This window comes from Bacillus sp. FSL E2-8868, from assembly GCF_038005505.1.
GTDB classification, from domain to species: domain Bacteria; phylum Bacillota; class Bacilli; order Bacillales; family Bacillaceae_G; genus Bacillus_A; species Bacillus_A mycoides.
On record NZ_JBBOTI010000002.1, the window covers coordinates 495,244 to 513,117 of the forward strand.

21 protein-coding genes and 1 pseudogene are annotated in these 17,874 nt (G+C 34.7%); 7 read left to right on the top strand and 15 right to left on the bottom strand.

The features are described from left to right. Window positions 1-296 precede the first annotated feature (296 nt). The 3 genes from NSS74_RS13520 to NSS74_RS13530 are packed head-to-tail and all read left to right on the top strand — an operon-like array spanning window position 297 to window position 2,792. Window positions 297-1,175, top strand: a complete 879-nt coding sequence (locus NSS74_RS13520) for a phosphotransferase (RefSeq protein WP_159146482.1) — start codon at window positions 297-299, stop codon at window positions 1,173-1,175. Window positions 1,176-1,198: 23 nt separating this feature from the next. Further along, window positions 1,199-2,086 (top strand): GNAT family N-acetyltransferase, encoded by an 888-nt coding sequence (locus NSS74_RS13525; protein WP_159146481.1) that lies wholly within the window; start codon window positions 1,199-1,201, stop codon window positions 2,084-2,086. Next, a complete protein-coding gene (locus tag NSS74_RS13530) occupies window positions 2,079-2,792 on the top strand; it encodes a class I SAM-dependent methyltransferase (RefSeq protein ID WP_002189385.1) in 714 nt (237 codons plus the stop codon). Before NSS74_RS13525 ends, NSS74_RS13530 begins: the two co-directional genes overlap by 8 nt. Before the next feature lie 20 nt (window positions 2,793-2,812). Here the strand turns inward: NSS74_RS13530 and alr are convergent, their stop codons facing one another. After that, window positions 2,813-3,988, bottom strand: coding sequence for an alanine racemase (gene alr, locus NSS74_RS13535; protein WP_002141421.1), 1,176 nt, complete (start codon window positions 3,986-3,988; stop codon window positions 2,813-2,815). Window positions 3,989-4,159: 171 nt separating this feature from the next. On the opposite strand from alr, the gene NSS74_RS13540 reads away from it, so the two are divergent. After that, complete coding sequence (locus tag NSS74_RS13540; protein WP_002141420.1) at window positions 4,160-4,621, top strand: DinB family protein; 462 nt, start codon at window positions 4,160-4,162, stop codon at window positions 4,619-4,621. Here the strand turns inward: NSS74_RS13540 and NSS74_RS13545 are convergent. The 7 genes from NSS74_RS13545 to NSS74_RS13575 all read right to left on the bottom strand — a co-directional run bounded on the left by NSS74_RS13545 (window position 4,590) and on the right by NSS74_RS13575 (window position 10,779). Beyond that, window positions 4,590-5,786, bottom strand: a complete 1,197-nt coding sequence (locus NSS74_RS13545) for an MFS transporter (RefSeq protein WP_002141419.1) — start codon at window positions 5,784-5,786, stop codon at window positions 4,590-4,592. The genes NSS74_RS13540 and NSS74_RS13545 overlap by 32 nt on opposite strands. 204 nt (window positions 5,787-5,990) lie before the next feature. Further along, window positions 5,991-6,536 carry a MarR family winged helix-turn-helix transcriptional regulator gene (locus tag NSS74_RS13550; RefSeq protein WP_002141418.1) on the bottom strand — a complete coding sequence of 182 codons (546 nt, stop codon included), beginning with the start codon at window positions 6,534-6,536 and terminating at the stop codon, window positions 5,991-5,993. A 147-nt stretch (window positions 6,537-6,683) separates the two neighbouring features. Then, on the bottom strand, window positions 6,684-7,460 hold the full coding sequence (locus tag NSS74_RS13555) for a Cof-type HAD-IIB family hydrolase (RefSeq protein WP_002141417.1): 777 nt from the start codon (window positions 7,458-7,460) through the stop codon (window positions 6,684-6,686). A gap of 6 nt (window positions 7,461-7,466) precedes the next feature. Beyond that, window positions 7,467-8,057, bottom strand: a complete 591-nt coding sequence (locus tag NSS74_RS13560; RefSeq protein WP_002141416.1) for a histidine phosphatase family protein — start codon at window positions 8,055-8,057, stop codon at window positions 7,467-7,469. A gap of 91 nt (window positions 8,058-8,148) precedes the next feature. Then, a complete protein-coding gene (gene spoIIP, locus NSS74_RS13565) occupies window positions 8,149-9,303 on the bottom strand; it encodes a stage II sporulation protein P (RefSeq protein WP_033716336.1) in 1,155 nt (384 codons plus the stop codon). A gap of 76 nt (window positions 9,304-9,379) precedes the next feature. Then, complete coding sequence (locus NSS74_RS13570) at window positions 9,380-10,348, bottom strand: SPFH domain-containing protein (protein ID WP_002031527.1); 969 nt, start codon at window positions 10,346-10,348, stop codon at window positions 9,380-9,382. A 2-nt stretch (window positions 10,349-10,350) separates the two neighbouring features. Further along, window positions 10,351-10,779: an NfeD family protein gene (locus NSS74_RS13575; RefSeq protein WP_002012470.1), complete on the bottom strand. Its 429-nt coding sequence runs from the start codon at window positions 10,777-10,779 to the stop codon at window positions 10,351-10,353. Between the two features lie 351 nt (window positions 10,780-11,130). On the opposite strand from NSS74_RS13575, the pseudogene NSS74_RS13580 reads away from it, so the two are divergent. Further along, a pseudogene (locus NSS74_RS13580) lies at window positions 11,131-11,256 on the top strand (MFS transporter); the annotation flags it as partial. Window positions 11,257-11,480: 224 nt separating this feature from the next. Here the strand turns inward: NSS74_RS13580 and NSS74_RS13585 are convergent. The 5 genes from NSS74_RS13585 to spoIIP (NSS74_RS13605) all read right to left on the bottom strand — a co-directional run bounded on the left by NSS74_RS13585 (window position 11,481) and on the right by spoIIP (NSS74_RS13605) (window position 16,284). Then, entirely contained in the window at window positions 11,481-12,956 is a 1,476-nt protein-coding gene (locus NSS74_RS13585) for an amidase family protein (RefSeq protein ID WP_340813793.1), read from the bottom strand. Between the two features lie 187 nt (window positions 12,957-13,143). Next, a complete protein-coding gene (locus NSS74_RS13590) occupies window positions 13,144-13,590 on the bottom strand; it encodes an NUDIX hydrolase (protein ID WP_002086031.1) in 447 nt (148 codons plus the stop codon). 23 nt (window positions 13,591-13,613) lie between these two features. Further along, window positions 13,614-14,354, bottom strand: a complete 741-nt coding sequence (locus tag NSS74_RS13595) for a M15 family metallopeptidase (protein WP_002031537.1) — start codon at window positions 14,352-14,354, stop codon at window positions 13,614-13,616. Between the two features lie 11 nt (window positions 14,355-14,365). Beyond that, entirely contained in the window at window positions 14,366-14,863 is a 498-nt protein-coding gene (locus NSS74_RS13600) for a GNAT family N-acetyltransferase (protein ID WP_002031539.1), read from the bottom strand. Window positions 14,864-15,129: 266 nt separating this feature from the next. Then, complete coding sequence (spoIIP, locus tag NSS74_RS13605; protein WP_215587678.1) at window positions 15,130-16,284, bottom strand: stage II sporulation protein P; 1,155 nt, start codon at window positions 16,282-16,284, stop codon at window positions 15,130-15,132. Window positions 16,285-16,373: 89 nt separating this feature from the next. Here spoIIP (NSS74_RS13605) and NSS74_RS13610 point away from each other — a divergent pair, with 89 nt between their 5' ends. Both NSS74_RS13610 and NSS74_RS13615 read left to right on the top strand, forming a co-directional pair. After that, complete coding sequence (locus tag NSS74_RS13610) at window positions 16,374-16,670, top strand: hypothetical protein (protein ID WP_340813796.1); 297 nt, start codon at window positions 16,374-16,376, stop codon at window positions 16,668-16,670. A gap of 4 nt (window positions 16,671-16,674) precedes the next feature. After that, entirely contained in the window at window positions 16,675-16,980 is a 306-nt protein-coding gene (locus NSS74_RS13615) for a permease (protein ID WP_078178819.1), read from the top strand. On the opposite strand, the gene NSS74_RS13620 is transcribed toward NSS74_RS13615, so the two are convergent. Together NSS74_RS13620 and csaA are read right to left on the bottom strand one after the other, a co-directional pair. Further along, window positions 16,953-17,519: a DUF1572 domain-containing protein gene (locus NSS74_RS13620; RefSeq protein WP_002193071.1), complete on the bottom strand. Its 567-nt coding sequence runs from the start codon at window positions 17,517-17,519 to the stop codon at window positions 16,953-16,955. The two genes, NSS74_RS13615 and NSS74_RS13620, sit on opposite strands and share 28 nt — an antisense overlap. Further along, on the bottom strand, window positions 17,500-17,829 hold the full coding sequence (csaA, locus tag NSS74_RS13625; protein WP_001263027.1) for a chaperone CsaA: 330 nt from the start codon (window positions 17,827-17,829) through the stop codon (window positions 17,500-17,502). Before csaA ends, NSS74_RS13620 begins: the two co-directional genes overlap by 20 nt. Window positions 17,830-17,874: the final 45 nt, after the last annotated feature.

The window sequence follows — 17,874 nt, forward strand, 5'->3', positions numbered from 1 at the left end:
TTTCTCTTCATTTTATTATTGAGAAATATTTTTCATAACCTACATTATAACTCTTATAAAAGTAAGCTTAACCTTTCATTTATTGAAAAATACGGGATTTACATTCAGGCATTTTTACAGATTTATCATCAGAAACATCATTTTGATAATTCATACAAAACTAGAAAAATATAATTTTCACACTGATTTCTCACCATAAATTTATTTAAGTTCTATGTTGTCCCCATCATTATCCACTTGGTACATATTCTGTTATATAATGAATTTATAGAATTTACAGAATAAGGAGTCCTTTCATGCTACAACAACTATTCATTTCACCTATTATATCTGTTCAAGCACTACATCCGGGCTATGAAGACCATGCAAGCGACGTGTTTCTTGTTAAAACAGAAACTGAAGAAGTTATTGTTCGTTCCTCAAAAATGACTGAAGAGCCCAACAATGATTTTTGGTGGGGATGTAAAAACCTTTTTGGAATTGATCCAAGGCATGTACATCATTTAGAAACAATACACGCATTATTGAAAAAGCATACTACCTTGCCCATCCCGACTATTTTGCAAAAACATGTTTTAAATGAGCGAGAGTATGTAATCGTCGAAAAACTAACCGGAAATACGCTGCAATCATTTTTCGGACAACCTGATTCTATTTTATTCAGCCTTGGAAAAGGCCTAGCAGAAATTCATTCGTTTCAAGCAGAGTTTATAGGAAACCCATCAAATACTTTCCACATTCCACTAGAAGAATTTAAGTCTCACATGTTAAAAGTCAGTAAAGATCTTGTAAATAGGTTCTATTCCGATAACGCGAGCATCCAAAACGCATTTCATACTTTTGAGTCACAGCTCTCTTCCTTGCCGTCACCGAAGGAATCTACACTCGTTTTAATTGATATGGATCCTACCCAGTTTTTATCAGATGATCAATCTATTACTGGTTTAGTAGATACAGAAGCTTATGCAATTGCTCCACGAGAGTTTGATTTTATTGGATTAGAATATGTACTTACAGAAAAAGAGGCTCATGCTTTTAAACAAGGTTACGAAACCATTATGCCCATTCCTCGTCTTGAAGAATGTAGACACCCCTATCGATATTTGTACCGGTTATTATCTGTTCAGGGCAGTGTGGAGTTAGAAAAGTGGCTAAGTCATCCATCCTATTTTTAAATACGAATGAGAGGGATTATGAAATGAATATTGAAAAAAAGAAATCTTTAACAGCAAACGAAATTCAGCAAATGAAAGATTTAGCTCATATTTGCGGACAACACGATCAAATTGATTACTCGTCAGATTTACATGTCAACTTTTTAACTGCCCGTAATAAAGAAAGGATAAATGATTTTATATTTTATGATGGTACTCAATTAATTGGTGCATTAAGTATGTATGACTTTGAAAGACCGGCAAAACTGGAGTTAATAGGGTTTGTTCATCCAAACTATAGGAAACAACATATAGGCACCACTCTTTTACAAACCGCAATGAAAGAAATACGAATAAGAGAGGCAGATGAAGCTCTTCTTATTTTGAATGGGGATTCTGCTTCTGGGAAAGAATTTGCAAAACAAATGAAGTTACCTTATTTATATAGTGAATATAGTATGGAGTTCAAAGCAAAAGAAGTGCAAAAAACAACAAAGAATACTATACAGCTCACTCTTGCATCTTCAGAATCACTTCTTAATCTTATTGAAATTTCCAGTAAAGCCTTTGGAGATTCTGTAGAAAATACCGCTACATGGTTACAGAAAATGATGAATTCACCTTCTCATCAAGTTTACATTGCTCTTATTAATGAAAAAGCAATTGGAACGATTACAGTTACTGAGCAAGAGCAATCTACTACACTATCAGGATTTGCAGTTCATCCTTCTTATCAAGGTAAAGGATATGGTAAAGATATTCTTAGTTATATGGTACATACACTTATTACAGAAGGAGTTTCAACAATTGAACTAGACGTCGAAACGAAAAATAACAATGCTTTAAAACTATATACACAATGTGGTTTTGAAATTAAAAAGAAGCATGACTATTATAATTTAATGAATTTTGAGCAGAATACATATGTCTAAAAAACTAATTTATTCTGATTATGATATTTTTGCAGACATTTATAATAAACATTGGGGACATTTTGCAGAACACTCCTATCCAGCCTATCATAAATTTGTTTTACAAGATGCCGCTTCCCACTCCCGTATATTAGACCTTTGCTGCGGGACTGGTCATCTTACTAGGAAACTAATTGATAATAATTTTATAGTAACTGGTATAGATGGTTCTGCTCAAATGATCGAACACGCACGTCAAAATGCGCCAGATGCAACCTTCATCGTCGATGATGCTCGCTATTTCAATATAAATGAGCAATTCCACTACGTCATCTCAGCCGGTGATAGCTTAAATCACATTATGAAATTAAACGAGCTAAAAGACGCTTTTCATCATGTTTATTCAGCATTATATGATGGAGGTACATTCGCATTTGATATAAATACAGAAAAAGGATTTCTTGAAAACTGGAGTGCTTCTTTTCATATTTCAGAACGAGAATATGTTTGTACCATTGATTCCACGTATGATAGTGAAAGTAACAGAGCAGAAATGAACTTCATACTATTTAAACATGACATAGATGATAGTTGGAAAAGAAGTGACTTTTCTTTTGAGGAAGCCTGTTACTCCAATGAAGAAATAATTTCTTCGTTGGAATCTGTAGGATTTAAAAACATTCAACTACATGGTGCAAATAGAACATTTTTCATTTGTCAAAAATAAAAAAACTGAATCATATCGATTCAGTTTTTTCTTAATATATTTACAATTGCAGTCGTTTCATCATTTTCTTTATAGACACGTGGAATTCTTCTGTCCAACATGCATGTAACTTCATAGTTAATTGTACCTAGCATATCTGCTATTTCTTCTACCGCAATCTCTTCTTCATCTTGTTTGCCGTAGAATACAACTTCGTCTCCTACTTGTACTGGCATTGCATTTGTAACATCTAGCATAAGCTGATCCATACAAACACGGCCAATTACAGGTACTCGTACTCCGTTTATTAGCGCATGCCCTTTATTAGATAGCTGACGATTATAACCATCAGCATAACCAATCGGTACAGTTGCAATCCATTCTTCGCCCGTTGTTACATAAGTATTCCCATAGCTAACACCACGATTTTTCTTCGCATGTTTAACATGAGCTACTTTTGATTTTAAAGACAACGCTGGCTGTAAGGAAGCAACTGTATGATCCACTTCTCTTGAAGGATACATACCGTAAATTCCAATACCGACACGAACCATATTTTGAAATGTGTTACTAAGTTCCATTGATCCTGCACTGTTTGAACTATGAATATATGGAAAATGAATTCCTAATTCTTCCGCTGTATTTACAGCTTTCTCAAACAAACTTGTTTGCATATTTGTATAAGTTTTATCTATTTCATCAGCGGTAGAGTAATGTGTAAACATCCCTACTACTTCTACATATCGCATACGTTTTAACTCTTCAAAAAACGGTTTAACTTCTTCTTCCTGTAAACCAATACGGCTCATTCCTGTATCAATTTTCACATGAATTCGCACTTTCTTTTGAAGATGGTTTGCAACTTCATCTATACCTTGTAAATCTTCTACTCTATAAACAGTCATCATAACGTCATATTGAATTACATCTTCTACAGCTGCTACTGGTGTATATCCTAAAATTAAAATAGGTACAGTGATTCCAGCTTCTCTTAATTCAATTGCTTCATCTACAAATGCAACTGCAAGTTGGTTTATTCCTGCTTCAATAGCCGATTTTGCAACTTCAACTGCCCCATGACCATACCCATTCGCTTTTACAGCAGCCATCATTGCAATATTTTCATCATTCACACGTTTTTTAAATTCTTTTACATTATGTTTTACCGCATTTAAGTCAACTTCAACAATTGTATCTCTTCCATATTTCAAGCTCATTGGTCTAACTCCTAACTCAATAATTACATTCCATTCTATTTCACGTTTCATATGACCTTTTACAATATAATACTTTTCACTATGCTAGTCAAACTACTAGAATTTTCGGAATTTTGAGTATGATATAATACCCTTAAGAAACTATTATATACGGAGGTGAGAATAATTACAATGTTTGTTCCATCTGCATTGAATCAAGTTAAAATTGCTATCGATACTTCCATTCAAATACTGAACCAATATACTGAAAGTGATTTGAAAATAAAGTCGATTGAATCAAAGCGGTCATTATTTGAAATGTGTACACATCTTTCCCTTATTTGCCACGCTGATTTACTCATATTAAATGGTATTACGGAAAAAGACTTACATACCTTTTATATAGAACAAACACCAGAAACAATTACTCAAATACAGCAAACGATGATACAAGGGTACGATTTACTTTCTAAAACTTTTTTATCCTATTCCAATGAAGAATTAGCGGAAATTATGACTGCTTATTGGGGTATTTCTTACTCTCGATTCGAATGGTTGCTTGAAATCGTTGCACATTTTTATCATCATCGCGGGCAAATTCATATTTTATTAGTTGAGCATATTAAAGATCCTTGCATTCCTTTATTCGAATAAAAAGAGTGGAAACAAAACCAATAAAGAGTATCAATCCTAATAAAATAAACGTCTGAGCATAGTCCCCTATTTTCATAAGATAAATAGAAATAATAGGTCCTATACTAGTTCCTAAAAATAAAACGAAAGTATAAATAGAAACTGCTATTCCCCTTGATTTTCCTCCTAATTGGCCGACAAGAGAAACTAAAGACGGAACGGATATAGCAATACCTATTACAAAACAGATACTCATCATTACAAGTAGCGGCAGGTTCGAAATAAAGCCCATTGAACTTAAACTAAAAATAGCAACCAACAATCCGCCCTGAAGAACTTGCCTTACTCCGAACCTCTTTGTTAAACGACCCGCAAGTGGTGACAGCAACATACCAAATAGCCCTGCTAAGCGAAAATAAAGAATTTGTTCTGGAGTTAAATTGTAAGTAGGAGAGCTCAAATAATTCCCTAAAACAGTATACATGTTAACAAAAGCCATTAATAAAACAAATGCAATCATATAGCTCAATACTAAGCTTTTATGTGTAAAAACTTTACCCATCTGTTTAATTGGTCCCAAAATATCAGTATAGGACTGAGATATTTCCCCTTTCGGAAGAGAATAATGAATCCATACAGCAGTAATGATATAGACAATACTAAGAAGAAAGAACACCATATGCCATCCAAAATGCTGACTAACAGCTGTACTTATTACTTGCCCTGCAATTCCAGCTACTAAAAAACCGGTACTAACAAATCCTATTGTTGTAACCTTTTTTTCTACTGGAAACATTTCTACAACGTAAGCTAACGCTACTGGAGAAAATGTAGCTGCTGCTATCCCCTGTAACCCTCGAAGAATAACAAGCCAAAATAAACTATCCACAATCCCTAAGAAAAAAGAAACAATCGACAGTGCAAGCAGTCCAATAAAGATCACTTTTTTTCTCCCATATTTATCAGAGATTGCCCCAAATAACAAACAACCTATAGCAAAGCCAACAGAAAATATACTGCCTGTAGCCGCAGATTGTGCTAATGAAACCTTAAAAAGGTCTGAAAATAGAACGGTTAAAGGAATCGTCACATATAAGCTGGACATAACCACCATGCCCGCCCAACATAACACCGCTGTCATTATTGTGTAATTCCTTTCACTATTTACTTCTTTTGATATTTCCATCATACAATCTCCCCCTTACAATGATTTTCCCCATCGGTTTAAAACATCTAAAGTAAACTACTCAAAACGCCATTCCTTTAACACGTACTTAATTTGTTTACGTTAAAAGACATATCACCACCCTTCATCAAATTAGCTAGACATATAATAAGGTAACCTAATTATTTGTCTAAATAAAAAAGTTGACTCACACAATCAACTTCTTTATCTGCCTTCTCCTAATTTCTTCTGCATAGTTACTTGCATTTTATTTAAGAGCTTCTCTAAAGTTTGACGCTCTTCTTGACTAAAGTCATCAACTAACGACGCGCAAGATAACCAAAAAGTCGGTAAAGAATGCGCAACTAGTTCTTTTCCTTTCGGAGTAATTTTCACCTTTAATCTTCTTCGATCTTCAGAATGATTGAATCTTACGATTAACTCTCGTTTCTCCATCCAATCTAATAAGCCAGTGACAGAAGCACGTGTAATCCCTAATCGGCTCGCAATATCCGAAGGGCTCATGTTCACTTCTCCCCCATTCGATTCCATTTCACGCAAAATAAACAACAGTAAAAAATCTAATTTACTTTCTGAAATACCAAGCGGAGCTAAATCTACGTCAACTGCATCTAGAACATTATCAGACGTCCATAACATTAACAAACCAAGTTTTGCTGCGATTGGATCCGTATCCGCTGATGCTGTCTTTTTTATTAACTCTGCATAAGGCTCAATCCCTAAAGGAAGAGCATCTTTTTTTGAATCCATTCATTTTCACTCTCCTTCCTTTTATTTAATTAGCTTACCTAACTACTTTTCATTATACTCATTTTCTTCCTTCTATTGCAAGAATATTGTTAGACAAAAAAATCCTGTTTTTAAAACAGGATTTTCCACACTGACTAACTAATATTTCTAAATAATCCCAAACTCTTTTAAAGCAACAGAAATGCCACCTTCACTTGATTTCTTTGTAACGAAATCTGCTCTTGTTTTTAACTCTTCTCCGCCATTCCCCATCGCAATTCCTAGTCCTACATACTGTAACATCTCAACATCATTTCCACCGTCACCAAAAGCAATTGCTTCTGATTTACAAATTTCCAGATGTTCCAATACCTTTTGAATTGCAGTTAGCTTCGATACTTTACTATCTTCCAACACATTCATAACGTAACCATGAAAACGTTCAAACGTAAGTGCTGGATATCTTTCAAAGAATTTTTGAGCTTCTGTTTCATCAGCATACAGACATACACAATAAATCTCTTCTGATAAGTTTCTAACTTTGTCAGGATACCGCTCTAAATTTAACGTTTCATTTAATGCTCGTATTACACGTTCGTCTTTTGAGGCAATACCATTCATTACAAATTCCTCTGTAAAATAAGAAACACTGTGACCATGTAATTCAGCGAAATTTGAAATATCATGAACAATTCCACTTGAAAGTACCGATTTATGTATAACTTCATCAGCACATTTTATATGTGCACCATTTGCAGAAATAAACGTATTTATGCCCAGCTCTTTAAATTGTGAGCATAAACTATATGGTCTCCCTGTTGTAACAACTACGTGAATTTCTTTATCTATTAACCTTTGTATCGCTTCTTTTGTGCTTTCATGCATACTTCTATCAATCTCACTTAAAAGAGTACCATCCACATCAAAAAATACAACTTTGTACATATCCTCTTACATTCCCTCTAAATGATTTGTATCATTTATAAAATGAATAGTTTTCTGTTTATCCGTAAGTTCAATCAAACTAATTCCCGTATCTCCCATTTTAAAATAATAGTCCATGCTAATTGGCATTTGGAAAAACGCTCGTAAAATACTATTTATTACACCACCGTGTGCAACAATTGCAATTCGGTCATATGTATTCTCTGTCACGATTTTAGAAAAAATCCCTTCTATTCTCATTCTAAATTCAATAAATGATTCCCCGTTTTCAAAACGATCATGAAGAAATTTTGGCTCTGGATATTTTTTCGCTTCTTCAAATGATAACCCTGCTTGTACCCCATTATTAAACTCCATTAATTCTTCTTCTAGTTGAATTGGGCACCCAATTCCTTCTGCTAATGTTTCACCAGTTTCGCGAGCACGTTTTAATGTGCTTGCCCAAATGAAATCTGGCGGGAAATCTGCTTTCACTTTCTGTACAAGTCTTTGTACTTGCTGTCTTCCCTTTTCTGTTAATTCAAAGTCAGCTCGACCTTCATGTACATTTAAAATATCTGCTTCTGATTCACCGTGGCGTATTAGTAGTATTTGCATGTTTCTTCCGCTCCCTTGTTTTATATTCACAAAACTCCATTATATCACATTCTTAACTTTATATAACAAAAAAGGAACGGTTTCCCGCCCCTCATCCATTCACTTTCTCTGCATCATTCCAATAATACTTACTAAACGCTTCCGTTAACACATCAATAGTATTATATAGTTCGTCTAGCGTATTATCCACACCACCAACTTCAATTAACATCGCATTTTTAGATAAATCTTGATTATAAACGCCATTTCCATCTTTTTTATACTTTGGAAAGATCCCTCTGCTTAACCCGTAATAGTTTTCATCTAAATAACTATTGATTGCTCTTGCAATTTTTTCATTTTCAGCACGCCCTTCATTTTCCATCCCAATTATAAAATATAATCTTGCATACGATTTCCCGTTAATTACTTTTGTTGTTACCTTCTTCCGCTGATCATCACGGTGTATATCAATCGGAAACGCAATTTTATTATTTTGTGCTAATGTTTCTTTTACATATTCATGAGACGCTTTATATGATTGCGGCCATTTCCATTTTTTACTCGCTAATAAATCCCCCATATTCGTTTTATCATGAACTACCGGAATTCCTTGTCCTTCAAGTTGTTCTTTCATACGTTTCCCTAGTAAGGACACATTTACATCTGGACTTGATGGATCGGTAGCCCCTGGTAATAACGGAAAGAACGATTCCCAGCTATGTGTATGATAAATATATACTGCACTTTCACCTTTTTTCGCTCCGTTCTTTTTCTGAACCGGATTATTCTTTTCAGCTTCTGTAACTTTATCTTTTGCTACTTCTCGCTCTTTCGTTACTTCTTCAATCGGTACACTAGATTCATTTGGGATATTCGTAAAGTTTGTCCCTTCCCCAGCTACGATAATGTTAGAGTAATACTTTGACATACCAGGCACTTCTTTACCGACAAACGTTCTTAAATCTTTAATTTTCAAATCCGTCGCAATCGAGAACATTAAATTTCCAAATGACTCCCTTTTATTCTGCTTAAAATAATCAAATCCGTAATAGCGATTCTCACTTTCTATCATTTGAACAAAACCTTGCATCGATACTTTTCCAAACCATTGATTCACGTAATTCGATTTCATTGTATGTAAAAGCGACGTCAAAATCGACGCAATAATAATTATGACTAGTGCATATAGAAAGAGTAACGAGATTAGTTTCTTCCCATGTATACGGGTTGCATACTTCTTCACTGTATCACCTTCTTTATACATGGATATGTACAAGCTTTTCGTAATATACGCAAAAAAAAAAAGAGAAATGGCATCCCATTTCTCTTTCTCACTCTTATTATTCTTTTTCTGTATCTGACGAAGGTAATTTCTTCGCTTGTTTTTCTTTGAAGATTTCCCCAATTGCACCAAGAGTACCAAGTGTTTCAATTGCATTAGACGGAATAAAGACTTTATTCGCTGGTCCTTTTGCAACCTCAATTAATGATTCAAACGATTTATAAGCAAGTACGCGTTCATCTAAATCTGCTGCGCGAAGTAATTCAATTCGGTTTTGTTCTGCTTTTGCGATTTCCTCAATCGCTCTTGCTTCCCCTTGCGCTTCTAATTCTTTTGCTTCTTTTAAACCTTCAGCTTCTCGAATACGCGCTTCTTTATCCCCTTCAGCCATTAAAATTTTACTTTGTTTTTCCCCTTCAGCCCGAAGGACTTTATCTTGTTTCGCTGCTTCAGCTTCTAAAATGATCGCACGTTTATTACGTTCTGCTTTCATTTGTTTTTCCATTGATACTTGCACATCTTTTGGTGGATTAATATCGACTATTTCGACACGCTCAATACGAACGCCCCATTTTTCTGTCGCTTCATCAAGTGCTAAACGAATTTCTGTTGAAATTTTTTCACGACCTGATAATGTTTCATCAAGCTCCATTTTACCAATAATTTGACGCATTGTTGCAGATGTAATATTACGAACACCATATTCATAGTTTGAAATACCATATGTCGCAAGCTCTGGTTCAACAATTTGATAGAAAATAATTGTATCAATTTCTACTTGTACATTATCTTTCGTTATTACCTTTTGTGGTGGTACATTCGTTTGTTGAATACGCAAATCGTGATATACACGAACGCGGTCTACAATTGGGATTAGAATATTTAATCCTGGGTGCATAATCCGTTGAAATTTACCAAACCTTTCAACGACCCCAACTTTTTGCTGAGAAATAATTTTAATTGTCAATGCAATAAATACAACGACAATCAATGCGAAAATAATCGTTAACGTTAATGCTACTGCCATATTTATTCACTCTCCTTTTTCACTTGTAAAATAGTACTATGCCTCTGTATAACAACGACTTTTTCTCCAGCATCAATAGGAGTATCCGAAATAGCTGTCCAAGTATCTCCATCCACTTTCACAATACCGTTCACTTCGCTTGTAATCGTTTGCATAACAATTCCCTTTTTACCAACAAGTTTATCTACTGTATCAGTAAAACCTTTTGCTTCTCGAAAGTTTTTAGAAATTCTTTTCGTAAAGAAAGTCAATGTTAAACTTACAATTGCCCCAACAACAACTTGTAAAAATAGTGCATCAGGAGCAAACAAAGCAATAAGACCTCCGACAACAGCTCCAATTCCAAGCCAAAGCATGTAAAACGTAATCGACAACATTTCTGCAATAAATAAAATACCCGCTATTATAAACCAAATCACCCATCCAGCCATATGCAACCCTCACTTTCTTTCTCATTTTCTATATGTATATGAAGAAAAGAATGGTTTATCCGCCCTTTCTCATAGAGGGGGCGTTTGCTACAAGCTATTATATGTATTCACTGTTACAACAAGCATTAATATAATGCTATATTAATATATTCTTCATTATACACGAAAACCCCTTTCAAAAAATGACAAAAAATTTAATTCTTTCAAAAATATATTTTTCTGATTATAATTTGAAAAATATTATTGATTTGAAGATGGGCTTCTTATTGCCGAAACGTTCACTAGCTTACTATTTAGGCTCCAAAATGTGTATTATCCTCGCTGACATTGTATACAACTAAATCAGCTACAATTACCGATATTTTCGATGTTCGTACTATTTATATTATCGCTTCTTTTCTTATTTTATGTTCTACTTGTTTGTCTTTTCGTTTATTAAAGCATCAGAGATTGCCAAAGAAAGAGATTTCTATTTAACATATTGTATCTAAGTGATTTATTTCTTATATAAGACTTCCAACTAAATAGTCCAATGAATTTATATCAACGATTTTTCAATTATATATATTACAACTTACAATATATCAACGATTCGATATGAGATATCGATTCCTCAAAAGAAATTGACAATACTTTTAGCTATTAATAAGAGCAGGCTGGCCTCCATAAATCCATTTCAGGCAACCTTCTCTCGTTTCTATTTACGATAAGTTTGGCATTTTTCTATGTTTTGTCGCTTGTTCAAAAGCATATGCTAGTTTAATTAATGCCCCTTCACTAAAAGCAGCACTTGCAAGAGTAATTCCAAAAGGCCTCCCATTATCCATATATCCCGCAGGCATTGCTATAGATGGATAACCTGCTTTCGCACATATAGTAGATCCTATATAAGAAGGGAACAGTATCGCATCCAGATTATATTTTTCCAACGCAAAATCAATACCTTGTTTTTGCGAAAAATATATATCTTCTAATCTTGCGTTTAAATATTCTGGATTTCTTAACGTATTAGGAAAATCTTTTCTTCTTTCTAACTTAGTTTGTCCATATTTCAAAGCTCTTTCTGCTATGTTTTTATTAAACTCCATTAACTCCGAAATAGAATGTACTGGAATAGTAGAAGGTAATTTAGAAAGATAGTTATCCAAGCTGTGCTTCAGCTCATAAAGTGGAACTCCCCAACTCCATTCCCTATGAAAAGACGGAATATCAATATCTTCTACTACTGTCGCTCCCTCACTACGTAATACTTGGATCGTTTCCTCAAACAATTTTTCATCGTACTCACCATTTTCGTAATAGTCTTTTGGAGCATTGTTAAATACGCCAATCTTTGCTCCCTTTAATCCATTTACATCGAGATAAGGTGTATAATCTTGATATGCCATTCCTTCACTTTTATGAGTGGCTACATCCATCTCATCCACTCCCGTTAAGTTCCCTAATAGAATTGCAGCATCCGTTACCGTTCTAGCAAATGGCCCAGCTGTATCTTGTGAATAAGTGAAAGGAATAATTCCACTACGACTAATTAATCCAACAGTCGGCTTAATACCTACAACCGAGTTTTGAACAGCTGGACTTAAAATAGAAGCATCTGTCTCTGTTCCAACGGATAATACAGTAAAGTTAGCAGCAACTGCAACGGCAGATCCTGTACTCGATCCACCAACAAACATATCATCCTTTCCTGTACCGTAAGGATTAATCGTTTGACCGCCTCTAGCGCTATATCCAGCCCACATTTCAAAAGACATTGCATTTGCTAGTTCTGTCATATTTGTTTTACCTATTATAATTGCTCCTGCTTCTCGAAGTTTTGTAACGAGAAATGCATCTTCACTACTTATATTTTGTTCCAGGGCAATCGTACCTGCACTTGTATGCATCGAGTCATTCGTTTCAATATTATCCTTAAGTAAAACAGGTATACCATGTAATAGGCCTCTTACACCTTTTGTCTTTCTTTCATGATCTAGCGCTTCTGCAATAAAGATAGCATCCGGATTGATTTCTAAAATAGAATTGATTTTCGGACCATCTTGGTCATACTTTGCGATTCTATGAAGATAATACATGACTAGTTCTTTTGAAGTTAACTTCCCAGCTTCCATTTCCTTTTGAATATCATGAATTGTTAATTCTTTTTGCAATAATGTATTAAACTGAATTTCCATTTTCATTCTCCTTTTATAAGCCCTTATATATATGACGTGTATCTATTACTTTTTCATTTTCTCCGCTCCTCGCATAAACAGCTACAATCCCTTTAAAGAAATTCAACTCACCAGTTTAAAAACCTTTAATTTCCAGAGAAATAAAAAGAGTCTGAAACGAATACAATATCGCCTCAGACTCTTTTTATTATTTTACATATACCTCTTCTAACAAATGTAAAAACTCACCTTGTTTACCTGCTAATTCAGGGCATTTGTTAATATCAACCCATTCATAACAAAATACTAAACCTTTGTCTTCCTCACCAGCACTTACTATATGTTCCCACGTATCTTTCACATCTGTTAATAATGAAATGTGGAAAAAATGACGTTTTTGATATTCCTTTTTTTCTTTCATATAAATAATGTAATCAGAAAGGAAGCGCTCGATACAAAAATGGCGTAGTCCTGACTCTTCTTGTACTTCACGTAAAATTGCTGCCTCTAACGTTTCGCCTTCATCTACCGTCCCGCCTGGCACTTGGATACCAGCCTCTCGTATATCACGATGTTTAAAAACGAGTAGTTGCATAGCCCCTTCTTTTTCTCTCGTAATATATGCATGTACCTTTTTCTTATATAACATCGTCATCTTAGCCCTCTCCCCTCAATTCATTACTGCGTTACTTCTTCAATCGTCAGTTGGTTTTCATATAAATATGTAGCTTGCGGATTCCCAACATACCGTACATGCCACGGTTCATAACGATAACCGGTAATCCCTTCTTTCTCTTTCGTATATCTAATAACAAAACCAAACTTATGGGCATTTTCAGAAAGCCACTTTCCTTCTTTCGTCTCCCCAAAAACAGTTTCTAGCTGAAATTTAGCAGATTGAGATGTAATATCCATAGCTAGTCCTGTTTGATGTTCACTCGTACCAGGGACTGCACTAGACATCGCTGTCTTTGCTTCTCCATCTTGTCTTTTATACATTGTATTTAATGCTTTTTGTCGATCAAAAGATCTAAATCCAGAGACTGCAAAAAGGAAAATCCGCTCATTATTGGCTTGCTGAAACATTTCCTCAAGTGCCACCGCTGCCTCTTTCCTCATCTTTTTTTTCTCTTGATCACCTTCACTAGAGTAACGTACTTTCGGAACAACTAAATCTGGCGGTCTATATCCATCTGGTAAACGCCTATTTTTATTCACAAGTACAAGCATCGAACTTGGATTACTAATGACTGCGATATCCCCATCCATATTAGCAATCGTTTCTTTAGCTTTCGGAAATATATTGTTTACATTTACTTCCTTCGCCTCTTGCTCCTTGTACATCTTATAATTTATTCCTGCTACTCCAATGATCAGTATCATTGCTACGATACCAAGTAGTGCCCATCTTTTTTTCATATAACGACCTCTTATTTTAATAATTTGGCCATTTCATACTCATCGATACCTTTTCCATCGATGATAAGAGCAGATTTTTTGACACCTTCTTGTTCAAATCCAATTTTGCTATATAGTGCCTGAGCTCTTGTATTGTGGGCCATTACCGTTAATTCTAAACGCCATACATCATGTAATCTTGCCCACTTCTCTACTTCTTTAAACAAACTCGTTCCAATACCTCGGCCACTATACTCTTGCAAAATACCAATTACAATGCCTGCCACATGTCTCTTTCTTTGAACATCATTACCATTGGCTAAAATAAATCCAACTACTCTATCATCTTCAACTGCTACAAATATTGTTGCATATTCATTTTCTATAAAACGGTGGACCATCTTTTCTTGTTGCTCTACTGTGGTTTTTCTTTCCCCTGGTTCGTATAACATAAATTTCGTTTCTTCGTCTAACTGCTTACTTAATTGTAAAAATGATGCTGCATCTTCTACTCTAATCTCTCGTATCACCTTGATCCCCTACCCATTCTGTTAGTTAAAAATTTTCCTTGTAAAAAGATTTTCTCTATTTTTGCGAAAATCCCTTTCTAATTCTCCTATTATAAATAGACAAATTTCGATATTACTATAGCAATTACAAATTATGTCTATAATGTGACATCTTATCATCCTCATTTCATGACAAATAAAAAACGTAAGCTGTACACTTACGTTTTCCCCCAATTGATGTAGGCTGATAACCATCGGCAATGCCTACCACTAATTCAAATTTCACTTTATCCATTCACTTTTTCTGCTTGCCAAAAATATTCACCAAATGCTTTAGCAAGTGCATCAATTGATCGATTTAATTCTTCCTCTGTATTATCTACCCCGCCAACTTCAATTAATATCGCTTGTCCTGATAGGTCTTGATTGTAGACTCCATTTCCTGTTTGGAATCCTTTTTGAATTACACCACGGCTCATTCCCGGATATTTCTTACTAATCGTCTCATGTAACGCAGTTGCTAATTGTAAGTTTTTTTCATAGTTTTTGTTACCTTTCCCAATTACAAAAGCAAGCTTAGCATATGATTTATCTCCAATTGTTTTTGTTGTTACATTTTTCCGTGCACTATCACGGTGCAAATCGAAAAAATATTGGAGTTCTTTATTACCAGCCATCGCTTCTTGTACAATTTCTCGTGACAGTTTATAAGAACTATTACTATTTAATCCTTTACTTATTAATTTTTGACCAACATCAGTTTTATCGTTAGTAGCACCGATCCCTTCACTTTCTAACTGTTCTCGCAATCGATCGCCAACTATTGAAATATTCGTTACAGAACTCGTTGCTTTATTTGGATTTGGCTCATTCGTTAAGTTAAGTAACGGCAAATAAGATTCCCAGCTATGTGAATGATAAATCAATGCAACTTGTCTTTTTCCAGTCGTTTGAGCTGGTTGTTTCTTCTCTTTATTCGGATCAGGCTTAGGAACTTGTCCAGCTTCTCCAGTCCGTTCTTTCACTACTTCTTCAAGAGGAACACTCGATTCTATCGGTAAGTTGGAATAATTTGTTCCTTCACCTGCTATAACGATTTCTGTATCATATTTCCCAAATCCCGGAAGTTCTTTCCCGACAAAACTACGTACATCATCAAAACGAATATTCGTAGCCATCGAAAAGAGGAATGAAGAAATAGAAAAGTCTTGATTCAAATTCCGGTACTCCTGTGTAAAATAATGATTCTCCTTCCCAATAACGTACATGTAACCATTCATTGATAACTCATTTAACCAATTATATAAATACGTTGACTTTGTCTCTTTCATGGAAGTTACCATTACACTAATAAGAAAGAAAGTCGCTAATACCGTAGTAATAATAAATATAATTAACTTGCGTACACTTGTTAATTTCACGTAAAAAAAGCCTCGATTCATACTATCACCCTCTCTATTTCAAGTTATGTACAAGCTCTAGAGAATAGACCGCTTAAATTCCGGCTATATTGTTAATGAGGTGAAATGAATTGAAGCTACTTATAGGAACATTACCAATCGTCTTATCATTTATTTTTTATTTGTTTGCTTTACATCCTAAAATTCGTATTGTGCTACACATTTCCGCATACTTAGCACTGTATGTACTCGGGACAATTATTTCTATTAATATATATGATGTTTTAATACAAAATTTAGTTTTCATGACAAGCATTCATGGAATTTTACTGAATCCATTTTTCCTTATTGCAGGAGCGTATATAGGAACATACACTTTATACTTACTTTTGTCTTCCATTATTACAAATATAAAAAATGGAGCGTAATGAAATGCAGCCACCATTCATCTGTCATAAATGCAAAAAAAGAATAACGAGAAGGAAAGATCTTATTACCTCTACATGGCATTTCCGCTTTTATTTGTTTCACAACACTTGTTTCAAAAATCAGCAATTATTTGTCTCACGTTTTATTCCTATAAATACACTCTTTGGTTTCTTTCTTATTACATATGGGCTTATTGCTGGCAGCATTCTAATGTTCACGGAGCCCTCTATCAATTGGCTTATTTTTTTGCTTCCTATTTTATATCGGTTTCTTTCCTATTATTACGTTGAACGTTTTTTCTGTAAATAACTAGTAGATTGACCTCTAGGAATGCTTAAACACTCCCATTCATTTTCTTTTAACATTTTACCAATGTAAATGATTTGTCCAATATGTAAAGCATAATGAGAAATTTGCCTTTCGATCGCTTGCATGACAGTGTGTTCTTCTCCGCGAATGTATACTTTCTGCAAAATCTGCTCTGCTGTTAAAGTATCCATCGTTTTAAAGACATACTCCCACCCTTCTTGCCACGCAGCAAGCGCTTCTTGTTTTGAATTGTAGCCACCTTCAAATTCACCATCTCGGTTACGATCTATTTTTTCGCCATCAGACGTTAAAAATTCCGTCCATCTTGAACGCATATTACCATGTAAATGTTTAATAATAATCGCGATACTATTTGTCTCTTCCTGAGCAGACCACATTATCTGTTCATAAGATAATTGAGATAGTACACGTTCTCCTTGTTTTTGTGTTGCCTTGAAATTCGAAATGGCACATTGTAAATATTCTCGTCCGATATCCATGTTTACCCCTACCTTCACACTAACTAATTTTCGTTCCATTTGGCAATTCCATATTAGGCTGAAGCAACACAACATCACCAGCTTCAGGAACACCACCCAATACAAGCACTTCCGATTTAAATCCTGCCACACGCTTTGGCGGAAAATTTACAACAGCAACAATTTGCTGACCGATTAAGTCTTCTGGATTATATCTCTTCGTAATTTGAGCACTTGACTGCTTGACCCCAAGCTCCCCAAAATCAATTTCTAGTTTAATCGCTGGCACTCTCGCTTCTTTAAATTCCTCTGCCTGTGTTACTGTTCCAATTCTTACATCAAAAGTTAAAAAATCTTCAAAATTAGCCATTTTATCATTCCTCCCAATTATTACTTAGACAAAATACAAAAATCC